The sequence below is a fragment of the Vibrio sp. ZF 223 genome (assembly GCF_003050585.1).
Classification (GTDB): domain Bacteria; phylum Pseudomonadota; class Gammaproteobacteria; order Enterobacterales; family Vibrionaceae; genus Vibrio; species Vibrio crassostreae.
On sequence record NZ_PIGB01000003.1, the window covers coordinates 399,167 to 413,317 of the forward strand.

Below are 14,151 nucleotides of genomic sequence, written 5' to 3' on the forward strand. Positions count from 1 at the left end.
CCTTATATTGCTATGAGGGCTTTTTTAATTCACAGTTCTAATTAAATTTATGAATTTTAAGTCTTTATTCTAATTACAGACACTAGTTCCAAATGTCACATTTTCAATGCAACAAGATGTCACTTCAGAGCCTTGCCTGTGACAAGAATCACTTACAGAATGATATCCATCTCATAACATGCGCGTCCCAAATTTCTTTCAGCAATTAGCGGACCCACTTTATGAAATTGTTAAAAACATCTATCGCTTTCGCCATCTCTTCTGCACTTTTGATTGGTTGCAGCAGTGACACAGATTACGTTCAACCTGAAGAAGTAAAGATCGCGACTTATAACTTGTCTTTTGATCGTGCCACCTTCGAAGACCTTGTGACAGAAATGCAGATTGAACCAAGCGCTCAAACAAAACTAGTGACCGACTATTTGGATAACACGATTGATGACGCTGACAAAGTAACAGCTGCAAAGGTTATCCAGATCCGCAACGTCGCTGCCGTGATTCAAAAGAATCGACCTGATGTGCTGATGATGGCTGAATTTAACAATGATGGTACTGGTACCGACAAATCAGCGCTCGAAGGCTTCCAGAAGAACTACCTTTCTGTTGCTCAAAGTATCGAAGGTGCAGGTGGCGACGCGAACCTAGAACCAATCTCATACCCATATTTTGAAAGCTATTCGGCCAATACAGGTTTGCTGAACGAATTTGGTTTTGATTTAGACAATGACGGTAATTTTGGAACACTTCCCGGTGATGCGTGGGGCTTCGGTTTCTACCATGGTCAGTATGCGTTTGCTCTAATGTCTAAATATGAGATAGACACGGCCAACACTCGCACATTCCAAGAATTTAAATGGAAAGATCTTGAAGGTGCAACCATCCCAACAATCACAGTTTGTGATGATCCTAGTAAGTTCCCTGTCGGCATGAACTGTGGCGACGAGTGGTACACAGCAGCTGAATGGGAAGAAGTTCGTCTATCGTCAAAAAACCACGTTGACGCGCCGATCCTAATTCCAACTAAAAACGGGACAGAAACCGTTCACTTGTTGATGTCACACCCTACTCCTCCAGCTTTTGATGTGGGTAAGAACATTGAGCAAAACGCAGCGGAAGTCGACTTCTGGCACCAATACATCCAAAACAAGTCGTTCATCTATGATGACACTGGAAAAACAGGTGGCCTAGAGCAAGGCAAGCACTTTGTTATGATGGGTGACCAAAACCTAGATCCTGTTGATGGCGACGGCATTAGCTCTGTAATGCAAGACTTGCATAACGACTCATTAGTTAATCAAGAAGTCACCAACGGCAGTCTATACCCTACTAGTTATGGCGCAGCTGAACATGCGGTAGATAAGTCATCGTCTCACCCACAACCAAACCGTATAACTTCGACGTTTGGACTTGCGGTTGATTACGCACTGCCGTCAGCTACATTAAACATTGTTGAATCTGGTGTTTATTGGTCAGCTTCGTATGAAGAAGGACGCAAACTATTCAATGACTCACGAATTGGTGATTATGGTAACGGCAAGGATGTATCCTCTGACCATCGTATGATCTGGGTAAAGGCTGATTTCAGTAACTAATTCATTCACTTTTTAAGATGCCCGGCTTAGTGTCGGGCTTTCTTATGAGCGTAATTCATTAATAATCTCGCGATTACAAAGAAAATTATGGACACAAACAGCCATAGTCATTGGATAGATCGTATCTTTTTCTTTGGTTTATAGATACTTATATTACCCGGACCCAGAGATTTATTGCCCTAGGAATTCACAATGACTAAGCTAACCATTATTGCAACGATCGTCTCTAAAGAAGATAAAACTGAGCTAGTTAAATCAGAGATGATTAAATTGATCGATAAAACCCGCTCCGAAGAAGGCTGTATCAACTACGACCTCCATCAAGATAACAGTAACCCTGCTCACTTCGTTTTTCATGAGAACTGGGACTCTGAAGCTCATCTAGAGAAACACTTAGCGAGCCAACACATCGCCGAGTACATGGCTGCGACTGAAAACTGTATTGAAACCTTTGTGATTAACAAAATGACGCACATTGCCTAACCAGTCACTCAGTACTGATTCAATAAAAACCCTGCTTTCAACGCAGGGTTTCGCTTTCTTGCCTGTCATGTTGTTTCGAGTTCATTTTGTGCCAGGCTCGATGTGCCGCTTCCTCCCTCATAAACAGAAGCTAATCTCTCCACAGTCGAAATATTCCTAAACCAATATCAAGTAACCTCACGAAAGATCATTCACATTCATTTAAATACTGTTCGCGCGCTTTGACCATAAACTAAGCGCCAAATTACAAGAACAACAGTCGACAGGAATGTAGATGAATACCAAACAACTTGAGGACGCTGTAAGTGAAGTGAACTTATTCAATCAGCACCTATACTTAATCCAATCCGTGCATACCATTCCGACCCCAAAAATGAATTGGGAGTCGATTGCGATGGAGCCTGCTCCGGTAATGCCAACAGTTCGATTCGATCATAAAGTCAAAGCCATGGAAGCACTCGATGAGTACAAGCCTAGCTGGCTAGATATGCTGCTAGGCAACAAGTCGAAATTGTACACCCTCACCAACAATATTGAGCGTGCCGCCGAACAGGACATCGAGCAATACAAGACAGAGTTTGTGCATTGGGTTCAAAGCTACAGCTACTGGGCCAAGGGCAATCAATTATCGAAAGGTATTTTAAACAACGATAGCGAAGCAAAGCTTTCTGCCCTTTCCGAAGCTCAGCAGAACTCCATTAACGCCGCGGTAGCCGACACTAAGCTGATTAACCATAACTTCAATACTTATAAGAATGGTCACCTGCTAGAAATCAATATTCAGGTTAATAAGCACAACGTGATCCCTAAAGAAAAAAAGGTAATGTGCCAAGGTGAAGTGAAGCTTGAAACGATGTCTCTTTCTGAAAGCAATGCTTTATATCGAGAGTATGTCTCCAGCTGTATTCTCAAATGTGCGCAAGATGCTTTCAATGTCTTACCCGAGACGAGCGTTGTGATCAATGTTGAACAGATTTCAGCAGATCAATCAAGCGAGACCATAGTTTCATGCCATGTCGAACAAGGGCTACTCGAGTTCTTATTAATCGAAGACGATAAACCTTCTGAGATACTTGAATTCTTTGTCCACATTGAAGATTTCAATCCTCATCGAGGTAGCGGGTTCTCAGCGATAAAAACGATTTTTTCGCCTTTACCTATGGCGTCGTAACTCACTAGCTTTTTCGATTCAATCATTGGCGACTCTTCACGACTAACCTTGCGTTAGTCGTATTCTATCATTTTATATACCAAACCATTATGTCGACACACGCTATCTCGCAAACAACGCGCCCATTAACAAACACAGTTTCATACACACGATACCTAGGAAAGCTACCTTTAGCTCTCATCGCGTTCTCTATGCCCATATTTGGAAAAGAGGCTGGAGAGGAGGTTGAAGAAGTGGAAGTCGAGGACCAAGTCGTATTAAGCGAAGGTTCTGAATTCCAAGAAGAAGCTAAAGAATCCCCTTTTACGACCTTGACCAAGCTTGGGTTTATCTACTCACAAAACACCAGCTCATCTTTGTCGATCAACTCTGGAATCTCTATTGGATACAAAAAAGAGAACTGGGGCCAACGAGTTCAGTTTGATACCTACTATACCGATGCTGAAAACGACGAAGACGGTACCAATCGCTATACCACCAACTATGGCATCAGCTATGACTTGAACGAAATCACCTATTTGGTCGCGACAACACGTTTTGAACACGATCACTATGGTACCTATCGTAAGCAATTCATTACCGCGACCGGATTGGGTCGTCACTTTTACGATACAGAAAGAATCAAGCTTCAAGGCTCTGCGGGTCCGGGTTACAGAATCAGTCAACGACAACCCTCCGATGAAGAGTTCCCAAACAAAGAAAACTACGAGCTGATCGTTAATGCCAGTATTGATGGATCGCTAACACTTACAGAAACGTTTTCTATGGGTGCAACTGCAAACATGGCCTACGGTGAAGAGAACACAAACTACAACCTAAAAGGCTATTTGAAGAACATTCTGATGGGTAATTTAGCACTGACGTTTGATACCGAATACATTTACAACACCACTGTCGCCTCAGATCAAAGTAACGCCGAAATCTACAGCTCAATGAATCTAAACTACGATTTCTAACCGCCCTCACCGCTTTCCTCACTTAATCTAGCCCACAATAGCAAAAGGCCCTCACAATGAGGGCCTTGAAGTATCTAGATAAATTTAAAGCATCTCGCTACGCTGGTTTGGTTCTTAACCGAGTCAGTATGTCCATCTGTTTTAGATTCGCCATGCCAACGTAAGCAACTGGCACTAAGAACAATGAAAAGAAGGTTCCGGCTGTCAAACCGCCGACTAATACCAAACCAATATTGATTCGACCTAATGAACCCGGGCCGTCCGCCAATGCCAATGGCAATGAACCGAGGATCATCGTCAGTGAGGTCATCAAAATTGGACGCAGCCTTGAACGTGCGCTGCTGATCGCCGCTTCTTTAGCACTAGCACCAGACTTGCGCTTCTCGTTGGCAAACTCCACCAGCAAAATACCGTGTTTGGTCACGAGACCAACCAGTGTCAGCAATCCTATCTTGGAGTAAATATTGAGGCTTTGACCAAATACCGAAAGCGTCAATATCGCGCCCACAATACACAGTGGAACCGTCAGCAAGATGATCATCGGGTCGACAAAGCTTTCAAACTGCGCCGCCAAGATCAAGAAGATAAAAATCAACGCCAATACGAACAGCACTTGTGCGCCCGCGGTTGAATCAACTAGGTCTTTAACGATGCCATTGAATTCGTAGCTCTGCGCCGGTTTCAATAAGCTTGGAACCGTATCATCAATGTAGGCTTTAACATCACTTGCCGTGTATCCGGGCATTAAGTCAGCCGTAATTTCAGCGCTGTCTTTACCCATGAACGTCTTGAAGTTAGATTCCGATGTCACTTGTTTGATTGAAACAAATTGGGATAACGGAAGCCTTTGCCCCGATTGTGAATCCACATACAACTTATCGAGCACCTTGAAATCACCAAGATCACTTAGGTTTACTTGAACTTGAATTGGGTATGTATAACCGTCATCCGCTTGTAAATCCGCCGCTTTCACTGAACCCAGAAATGTTGATAACGCATTGGTGACATTGCCGTAATCCACACCAGACAACACAATCGCATTACGGTCAATCGATAAGTCATAGCGTAACTGGTCACGCAACATCGAGTTCTTAATGTTGGTTACGCCCTCGTAATCCTCAAGCGCGTTAACGACTTCGCTCGCGGTTTCAGACAGCACAGTGGTATCACGGTTAACCGTTGTCAATTCAAGGATCATGTTGGTAGCGATGTTTAGATTATCTGCTGAGCGCACCTTGAAGGACATGCCGTAAGCAGAGACTGAACTTTGTGCTTTAGCGATAAACTCGTTTACCAATTCATCAGCTGACTGGTCACGTTCACCCCATGGTTTCAACAGAACGTGATTGGTCGGTGTACCTTCAATGTAAGATAAGTTCGCTTCTACTGAACTATTACCCTTGAACACACTGTTAAGCTGCTCGTTGTTATCTAAATGGTACTGACGGCCAACACCAGTTGGTGGCGTAGAAGTCACCTCAACAAAACCGGTATCTTCCGTTGGAAGTAATACTTGAGGCATTTTCCAAACCGCTAAGGCAGACAGAGCGATTAGTACCAAAGCAATACCACTCATCAGAGCCTTACGATCAAACCATTTGCCCAGTTCTTTGGTGTATAAATCCGATAACACATTCAGTTTCGCATCAATCTTTTGATACCACTTCGCCGGAGTTGATACAGGCTTCATTAAATAAGCACTCATCATTGGCGAAAGCGTTAACGCCACAAACCCAGAAATAATGACCGCTGCTGCTAACGTGAAAGCAAATTGTCTAAACAGGTCAGCGGTTAAGCCCGCCATCAAGCCAATTGGTAAGTAAACAACCGCCAATGTTAACGTCATAGCAATCACTGGAAAGACGATCTCTCGACACCCTTTAATTGCAGCATTAAATGGCGTTTCACCTTCTTCGATATGACGATAGCAGTTTTCAGCCACGACAATCGCATCGTCGACCACCAAACCAATAGCAAGGATGATTGCCAAAATAGTAAGCACATTGATGCTAAAGCCAAGTACATGCATCACGGCAAACACACCAATCACACATACTGGAATGGTGATGATTGGAATCGAAGCCACACGAACAGAACCGAGGAACAGAACGACGACAACAGAAACAAGTACAATCGCTTCCACTAAAGTCATGAAACCTTCGTCAATTGCCGTTTTAATGAAATCAGCTTGGTTATAAACCATCTTCATCTCAATGCCTTCTGGCAACTGAGGCTGAATCACATCAATCTGTTTCTTCACTTTATTCGCAACGGTTACTGGGTTTTCACTTTTTAGCGGCAACACCTGAATCGACATCGCTAGGTTGTCGTCTACACGTAGAATACTTGGTGTAAGGCTCTCTTCCCCCATTTTGACTTCAGCGATATCACCTATACGAATGATCTTGCCGTTATCGACACGAACCACCAAATCTCGCACGTCATCAACGCTGGTGACTTGGTTTACTGGGTTGATAGAGAAATCTCGCACTTGCCCCTTGATGGTACCCGCGGTAAACGTTGCGTTGTATGAACTTAAAGTGCCGACAACGTCAGAAGCACTCATGTTGAGCGCCATCATACGATCCGGTTGCAACCAAACACGCACCGCTTTCTCACTACCGCCGTACGGCCCCCAAATACCACCGACACCTTGAATATGCTTAAACTGCGGCACGACTTGTTGGCTGATGTAGTCGTACATATCTTGTTTAGACATCTTGCCAGTATTCACAAACGTGATGATGTTGCTCGGCATGCTAGTATCAGAAGAGTCATCCGTTACTGTTGGCTTATCCGTCATACTCGGCGGGAAATCACCAATCGCTTCAACGCTGCTACGCAGGTTGTTCATCAAGCTAGTGTATTCGACGTCATTAATGTCATCTTCAAAGATGATTTTTAGATTACACGTGCCTTCCTGACAATCCGTGGTCATGGTCTTAACACTATCAAGACCCGTTGCCGCGGTGATCAGTTTATCTGCCACATTGCGTGACATAAACTCCGCACTCGCACCATTGATCGCAGCCGTTACCGTTGCTGACGGTGTTTTATGTTCTGGAAAGTACTGGATTGAGAGCTTTTGAAACGACAAAAGCCCAAGCAAAACAATGGTGATACTCAGAACTGACGCAAACACAGGGTGCTTAATACAAATCTCAGGAAGCTTCATCCAGATTCTCCTTCGTTACAGCTTCCTTGCTTAGTGTTTCGTTAGTGTGAGTTTCGCTCGTTGAATCCTCAACAGCCGCGCTCGTCTCTGCTTGCTCGCTGTTTTCGATGATCGCTTCATCTACGCCTTTCGATGCTTCCGTCCAATCAACCGAAGGCTCAATCGGATGGGGTTCATCCACCTGTGTTATGGTCTTTTCTACTTTAGGCTTTGCGGTCTGCTGAGGATTGTCTTTGTTTGTCGGTTCCGTTATTAGCTCAACGGTTTTCTGTTCAGCATTTGGGTTCATGACCTTAACTAACGACGCTTTCTTAAGATTCTGTTGTCCCGTCACAACGACGTTATCGCCAAGCTTCAAGCCTTTCTCTACAACAACGTAACCATCGTTAGTATTCACGCCTAATTCGACAATACGTTGCTCGATTCTTTCGCCATTCACAACCCAAACAAAGCGCTCTGCATCTTTTGCTTGAACTGAGTTTTGGGAAACCACCATTTGCGTGGAGTCTTCACTCGTCATCTGACTTACTTTGGCAAACATACCCGGAACTAAGCGATGCTCTGGGTTAGTCACGTGCGCGTGTACTTCAACACGGCCTGAGCTCTCGTCCACCGCTGGCGCAATGTAATCCACCACGCCAGAAAACGCTTCATCAACAAATGCATCAACTTGGATGGAAACATTCTGCCCAAGCTTTGCGTTGCCCAAGTCCGACTGGCCAATGGAATACTGAACTTCGACAGGATCAAGTTTGATCAAGCTAACAAGTGCCGTCGAACTATCAATTTTACTGCCTACTGAATGGCTAAAGTTAGTGAGCTGCCCGTCAAATGGGGCAACCAACAGGTAATCGTTCATTAGCGCTTCTTTCTGGCGGAAATCAGCCGCGGCTAGATTCGCCTGTTCTCCCAGTTCTTCCACATCTTGCTGAGACATAGAGTCAGGCTGTTTCTTTAGTAATTCTTGTACTCGCTTTAATTTCGACTTTGCTAACGCTAGAGAGCTTCTAGCTTTGTCGAGATCGGCTTTCGCTTTGGTATTGTCGAGTTGAGCGATCAGTTCACCTTTTTTAACTGAATCTCCATCTTTGAAATGGATATTAAGAATTTTGTCGGAGGCACTAAATGTCAATGCAGCAGAATCCGTTGCCCTGATTTTACCTACCTCGTTGATTGAAGAAGTGAATGCTCGTTTGTGAGCTTTTTCAATAGTCACAGGAATCAAGTTTGAATCTTGGGCAAACGATGGAGAGATATGTAAGGCAAACAGTGCCAAACAGATTGTTTTACTAAGCTTTGTAAATTTCATTTTTAATAACCATAACCGTTGAATTCGTCTGAATTAAAACGTTTTTCTAAGCAGCTATTTCTTACTTAATGAGCTTCCAGCTATTTAAATAATGCTAAAACAGCTAATAATGGGAAAAGGGCTCAACTCACTGTCGAGCCCTGCATTTTTATATGATTCCTAAATTTTTACGTTCTGAACTCCAAAGTAAAAGTTAAAAACGATGCTGATACTGAACACCGAGCAAGAGTGCATCGGCAGTCACATCAGCAGTTATATTGGAACTCGTTCCTGGGATCGTCGTCAGGCTTTCGTCAATATCTTGTGATTCTCCGATGATCAATCCGACACCAATATCAACAGAACTGGCGGCCGTGACGTTATATGTCCCTCCGACGGTGAGCCAATGACGGTTAACATCAGGAATTGATAATGATGTGAGTTCGTCAGTTGGGGAAATGTCGTACATGTAACCCGCTCGTAGAACGATGTCTTTGGACATGGTGTACGTACCACCGACAGAAATATGTCCTGCATCTTTCCATTGATACTCTTTAATTGAGTCGTCATAAGAGTCAGATGTTAGCGAGTCAAATTCAGACCAGTTCACCCACTGCAGGCTGTAGTGCAAAGCCCACTGGTCGTTTAGCTGGTGCCAACCGGAAAACTCGAGTGTGTCTGGTAGAGGTACATTCATCTTGTCGGCAGGGACACCACCTTTGGTAATGCCACCCTCCACTTCAATATCTGGGCTATATCGGTAGGTAATACCAAACTTGTTATGTTCATTGACTTGGTAGGTCGCACCAACGTTAGCGCCAAAACCGAAACCATCGGCATCTACGTTTAACAAGTTTTGGCGGTATATTTCACCCTCACCGTAAATAATATCTAGCCCTGCGCCTAGATTGACTTTTTCAGACAACTCGTAAGCCACAGCGAAACCAACATTGATACTGGAAAGCGCCGTTTTTCCTCCAAACTCATCCGCTTCGAACGAGTTATCAAATTCGACGTCGGTACCAAAATTAGAGTGCACAGTGGCGCCCAAGGTAAATTTCGAATCTTGAATTGGGTGAACATAATGAATGTTCGGAACTAATGTCCCTGCGTCTAATGATTGGTCATCTAGCATTTCAGTATCACCAATCATTGGTGTGTAGCTAACACTAGACACATCAATACCACTATCGATATAGATAGCGCCGACAGAGAGTGTTGGTTGCTCGATGTAAGCCATCGCAGCACTGTTCTTAGCAACAATCGCAGCGCTATCTGCCATCACAGCATCGCCCGCAAATGCACGGCCCAACCCTGTTGCTGATTGTGCGTTAAGTTGAAATCCAGCCGCATTAGTCAGGCAAGGAACAAGAGCAGCGGCAGTGCCCAATAAAAGTTTATTCTTCATCTTGAGGCACCTCTGTTTCGATATGATCTTCGTTATTAATGACGACTACTGCACCGTCACTCATTACCATAGAAGCAACGGCAATTTGTTGAGTGCCCACCGCTTCACGAACGTCTGACATGTTTTCACCTGGTGTGCCCGGCAAGCCATTTTCATCAACGGGACCTTCATAAGGGAACAAATACGTACCATGTCCGCCGGTAGTTGTTCTCACGGCTCCGCGCTTTTCATCAATATTTTCTGATGTACCTGTAATTGGGTCTAAGCCAAGCGCAGTAATCAATGGTTCAGTACCAGTACGAATGTTATCTGGCGCGGTATTCGGAATTACGCTATCTGGGACATAATCAACACCAACGTCACAAGTCTCCCCGCAATCTCCAACGGCTGCCAACAAAAGAGTTGGTTGCTCAGCAGCTACTTGGCGAGAGATAAAGCTAGCAGGGTCAGCACTATCAATTGTGGCTTGGACCCCTTGTTTAAGGTCTGTCACAACTAAATCGAAGATGTCATCCTCTAGCTGACTAACAAGCAGCGCGTTATCAGATGAAAGCTCTACAAACTCACGAAGCGCTTCAATGCACTGCTGATTTGTTGCCTCTACGGTACATGTATCTGGTATCACCGTTTCAGCAATACCGCGCTGAACATCTGGGGATTTTTTAACACCTTCAGACATTTCAGGGCCTAAGGTTTGAGAAGACAAAACCAAATTGGTTAGCCCCTGCCCCGGAACAACAAAGTTCACGGTATTGAAAGCAAAGTCTGAGTTAGCCGTAAGTTCTCGAGACGCTTGACTGAATTCACTTACCATTACCGACATGATCCCACCTAACGATTGTCCGATTAAGTGAACGTCATCTTTTTTCACCCAAGCTTCTTGGCTTAGCGCATAACGAAGACCTAAAAAGTCAGACACTGATTGCTGAAGGTTAGAACGCAGTGCTAAAGGGGAATCAATATTGATGAAGAACGCCTTGTCTGCTCTAGCACTAATCTCTACCCCTTTCTCTGGTCCCTCACCGTCTGGATCGGTATTGTCATAGCGCATTCTTTCCCCGTGATATGGCATATCGATAGCAACAACGGCATAGCCTTTTTTTGTGTACTCGGCCGCCATCAAAGAAGCAGTGCCGCGCTCTGCAGTAACACCGTGGATAAATATCGCAGTCGGGAACCCAATAGAGGTATCTTTCGGCCTAGGCGTATCAGCATAATTAGGTAGATAGATGTCAGCAGTTATATCGAGAAATTCTATTACCTTTGGTTCTGGCATTGCTGCGGTCGGGAAACCACCTTCTTGATTAGTAATCCATTCATATAAAGGAGGACAATTTTCTTTCGGATCAAACTCATCAACAAGGCACTCGGATTCTAGAGCCTGAGTAAAAGGTAGATAAGATGGTATTCTTAACTTCTTAGAATACTGATTGTAATCCCCACTAAACTCGCGAACAGTGTCATAACCATCTAAGAATCTAGTATTAAACTTGACGTGGTTATTCCTCATTGCGTCTAGTGACGAATAAGAACTTTGAGTTTTAAATTGAGCTGCATATACAGGAATACCTTTATCTGGATATAACGCATAATATGAATCAATAGCGCTCAATACTTGCTCTTGAAGAACTTCTTCTTTGTCACTATTTAAAGGGACGTCTGAATAAATCAACTCATCAAAGCTCGCATCTGCTTTTAAAGGCTCATTAAATTCAGTTTTTACCCCATCCGTTACTACAATCGAATAAGTACGACTCTCAGCTAAGCCTGATTTACATTGAATTTTAATATTGGAACCATCAGCAGATATTTGAGTACCAACTTCCTCACCTGTTAGATCATCAATTAATACAACATTCCCGGCTAAGGTTTCGTTATTGAGTGGATAACGTTTGTCCGAATTAACACTTTGTAGAGGAATTAAAATCGGTTCTGCACAAAGCCCCCAGCCGTCTAGGGCTGCGTATGAATTGTTGTAGTCCTGATAATAGGCATCGTTCTTTGATGACAAAGTTACAGCGTGTTCACCGACTCCGGTAATGGTTCCGTCGTCGTCATACCCGTATCCATCGTTTGGTTTTGGCAGCTCATCAATGTTGTAGGGAACCAATACTGAAACAGGTTCTTGAGTCGAGTCTTCAGACTGACAGCCGAGTAAGGCAAGCATAATTAGTCCACATATATATGGCTTATTGAAATCTTTCAAAACAGCTCCTTCGTAGCTTTCGCATTTAACTGGTGTGGTCATGCGATTTATCGTTATTTGAGTTGCCGATTGAGTCGGAAGTAAGCTCGACTTTTATTCGCAGAGAGCAAGGCAACACAGAGTTGGAATGACACGTTGATAAAACTACGTAAGAAATTTGAGCAGTTAACCCACACCCACTAAATCAGCGTCACCCGTTAATGATCCAATAGCTACTAACGGCAAGCACCTGAAACCGCATTAAACAACCTCAAAAAGGTATATAAGGAAATCTAATTAGGTTAATAAATCATTTTAAATCATAACCTTAAATATCAAAGGCACCAAAATCAGCAAGTTTATATTTGTAGCGACATTTGTTATATTTAGGTTAGAACGCTTATAACAATGAGAACCCAGATGTCTGCTGAATTTATTATCAATGATGATATACAGGTCAATTTAGAAGAGAGTGAAATCCATCACTTTAAGACGGGCCGTACGTACCCAATAGGTTCTAACGAATCAGAGCTGCTTAAGTTTTTTATCTCGAGACCCAACGAGGTGATCACTCGCCAAGTTCTTATTGAGCAGGTGTGGGTGTCTAAAGGTATTTACGTAGAAGATGGCAGCCTAATGCAAACCATCTCGATTTGCCGAAAAGCGTTAGAAGATAAGAGCGGAATGATCATCGTCACTGAGCGCGGTAAAGGCTACCGATTTGCAGGACAAGTGACACAAGACAAAGAACGCGCACTACGTAAAATTCAAGCGCAATCCACGCAGCAAACCGAACAACCGACAGAGAGCTCTATAGAAGAAAGTGGGACAGCAGAAAAAGCAGTCCCAACGAAAAAGACAAGCCACGTGTTAGCGCTAATTGCCTTATTTGTAGTAACAGCTGGTCTGTCCCATTATTTGTTTGCTTATTTAGACAGAAATAGCTTGGGTGAAGATCTTACAGGCCAACATTTTATCTCTTGTAAAATCGAATCCAACGAATTCACTTTTGATGAGTTATTCAACGTGACGCTTTATGAATATAAGGGTCGAAAAATCATCATAGATAATTCAGGAAAATCTTTGAGCTTCCCTAGTGAATTTAAAGGAGTTACTTGTGAATAAAGAAAAGCAGATATTCGTTGCCGTCGCTCTATTGGGTGTTTTGGTCGGCTGGTTGACAACCTTTATTCCAAAAGAACACCTTAAAGGTCATTATTTGGCCAACACGGCATCGGTGGTTAATCCGCCCGAGAAAATAATTTATAACCAAGCTTCCGTAAATATCGAATTTAAGAAGAACAATAGTTACGAGTTGTTATATGTTTCGACTAAAGAGGCTGGTTTCACATCGTCTGGCACTTACGTTGTCACTCAACACGATATTTCGTTGGATGAGACTCAACACGAACAGATCATCCCAGACAGAGAGCTCACGTTCTATGAAAAAGTCATGATCAGTGAAGGCTCGGTACTCTCTTCGGATGCGATGACTTACATTCCACTGAACGACAGAGAGCTGTTATTGGTGACGCAACGTGGAATGATTCATTTCTGTAAAAAAGTGGCATGTGCCGACCTGCCCGCTTATTCAAATTCGGAACCAGAAGTAAATATCAATTAAGCTTACCGTCACTAACAGAGCACACTCTGTAAATTCTATGTAACTTTCCTCTGGCGTCTGCTATTTCCAAATTAAGTAGGCGTCAGACTCTAATCCTCGAATGCAAAAATACCTTCCTAAATGTAAGAAATAGCCCTTTCCTTTTGATTTCCACCACTAAGTTAGAAAAAGCATAATTTTATAAATTAAACCCTTCATATGCAACTTAGCACAATAAAAGTGATCCAAGCTATATTCTAGCAAACGATATAATTTGTTTATTAACATCT

The 14,151-nt window shown here is 43.3% G+C and carries 10 protein-coding genes; 6 read left to right on the plus strand and 4 right to left on the minus strand.

Annotated elements, in window-relative coordinates:
• The first annotated feature begins 221 nt into the window (after positions 1 to 221).
• From CWO13_RS09330 to CWO13_RS09345, 4 genes are all read left to right on the plus strand, one after another.
• Positions 222 to 1,592, plus strand: a complete 1,371-nt coding sequence (locus CWO13_RS09330; protein WP_108082835.1) for an endonuclease/exonuclease/phosphatase family protein — start codon at positions 222 to 224, stop codon at positions 1,590 to 1,592.
• A gap of 192 nt (positions 1,593 to 1,784) precedes the next feature.
• Positions 1,785 to 2,075, plus strand: coding sequence for a putative quinol monooxygenase (locus CWO13_RS09335; protein WP_065584768.1), 291 nt, complete (start codon positions 1,785 to 1,787; stop codon positions 2,073 to 2,075).
• Between the two features lie 274 nt (positions 2,076 to 2,349).
• Positions 2,350 to 3,246, plus strand: coding sequence for a hypothetical protein (locus CWO13_RS09340; RefSeq protein ID WP_102479739.1), 897 nt, complete (start codon positions 2,350 to 2,352; stop codon positions 3,244 to 3,246).
• 191 nt (positions 3,247 to 3,437) lie between these two features.
• Positions 3,438 to 4,202, plus strand: a complete 765-nt coding sequence (locus CWO13_RS09345; RefSeq protein WP_108082836.1) for a DUF481 domain-containing protein — start codon at positions 3,438 to 3,440, stop codon at positions 4,200 to 4,202.
• Between the two features lie 97 nt (positions 4,203 to 4,299).
• On the opposite strand, the gene CWO13_RS09350 is transcribed toward CWO13_RS09345, so the two are convergent.
• The 4 genes from CWO13_RS09350 to CWO13_RS09365 form a co-directional block, all read right to left on the minus strand.
• Positions 4,300 to 7,377, minus strand: a complete 3,078-nt coding sequence (locus CWO13_RS09350; RefSeq protein ID WP_108082837.1) for an efflux RND transporter permease subunit — start codon at positions 7,375 to 7,377, stop codon at positions 4,300 to 4,302.
• Positions 7,364 to 8,686 carry an efflux RND transporter periplasmic adaptor subunit gene (locus tag CWO13_RS09355; protein ID WP_102431382.1) on the minus strand — a complete coding sequence of 441 codons (1,323 nt, stop codon included), beginning with the start codon at positions 8,684 to 8,686 and terminating at the stop codon, positions 7,364 to 7,366. Before CWO13_RS09355 ends, CWO13_RS09350 begins: the two co-directional genes overlap by 14 nt.
• Before the next feature lie 193 nt (positions 8,687 to 8,879).
• The gene (locus tag CWO13_RS09360) at positions 8,880 to 10,073 is read right to left on the minus strand and encodes an outer membrane protein transport protein (RefSeq protein ID WP_108082838.1); all 1,194 of its coding nucleotides are present in this window, start codon (positions 10,071 to 10,073) and stop codon (positions 8,880 to 8,882) included.
• Positions 10,063 to 12,321 carry a lipase gene (locus CWO13_RS09365; protein ID WP_108082839.1) on the minus strand — a complete coding sequence of 753 codons (2,259 nt, stop codon included), beginning with the start codon at positions 12,319 to 12,321 and terminating at the stop codon, positions 10,063 to 10,065. The genes CWO13_RS09360 and CWO13_RS09365 overlap by 11 nt, the downstream gene beginning before the upstream one ends.
• A gap of 357 nt (positions 12,322 to 12,678) precedes the next feature.
• On the opposite strand from CWO13_RS09365, the gene CWO13_RS09370 reads away from it, so the two are divergent.
• Together CWO13_RS09370 and CWO13_RS09375 are read left to right on the plus strand one after the other, a co-directional pair.
• Positions 12,679 to 13,383, plus strand: coding sequence for a winged helix-turn-helix domain-containing protein (locus CWO13_RS09370; RefSeq protein WP_108082840.1), 705 nt, complete (start codon positions 12,679 to 12,681; stop codon positions 13,381 to 13,383).
• A complete protein-coding gene (locus tag CWO13_RS09375; protein WP_048660080.1) occupies positions 13,376 to 13,882 on the plus strand; it encodes a hypothetical protein in 507 nt (168 codons plus the stop codon). The genes CWO13_RS09370 and CWO13_RS09375 overlap by 8 nt, the downstream gene beginning before the upstream one ends.
• Positions 13,883 to 14,151: the final 269 nt, after the last annotated feature.

Excerpts from the sequence above, each read along its gene's own strand:
- CWO13_RS09330 (WP_108082835.1), top strand. The coding sequence starts at position 222 with ATGAAATTGTTAAAAACATCTATCGCTTTCGCCATCTCTTCTGCACTT.
- CWO13_RS09335 (WP_065584768.1), top strand. The coding sequence starts at position 1,785 with ATGACTAAGCTAACCATTATTGCAACGATCGTCTCTAAAGAAGATAAA.
- CWO13_RS09340 (WP_102479739.1), top strand. The coding sequence starts at position 2,350 with ATGAATACCAAACAACTTGAGGACGCTGTAAGTGAAGTGAACTTATTC.
- CWO13_RS09345 (WP_108082836.1), top strand. The coding sequence starts at position 3,438 with ATGCCCATATTTGGAAAAGAGGCTGGAGAGGAGGTTGAAGAAGTGGAA.
- CWO13_RS09350 (WP_108082837.1), bottom strand. The coding sequence starts at position 7,377 with ATGAAGCTTCCTGAGATTTGTATTAAGCACCCTGTGTTTGCGTCAGTT.
- CWO13_RS09355 (WP_102431382.1), bottom strand. The coding sequence starts at position 8,686 with ATGAAATTTACAAAGCTTAGTAAAACAATCTGTTTGGCACTGTTTGCC.
- CWO13_RS09360 (WP_108082838.1), bottom strand. The coding sequence starts at position 10,073 with ATGAAGAATAAACTTTTATTGGGCACTGCCGCTGCTCTTGTTCCTTGC.
- CWO13_RS09365 (WP_108082839.1), bottom strand. The coding sequence starts at position 12,321 with ATGACCACACCAGTTAAATGCGAAAGCTACGAAGGAGCTGTTTTGAAA.
- CWO13_RS09370 (WP_108082840.1), top strand. The coding sequence starts at position 12,679 with ATGTCTGCTGAATTTATTATCAATGATGATATACAGGTCAATTTAGAA.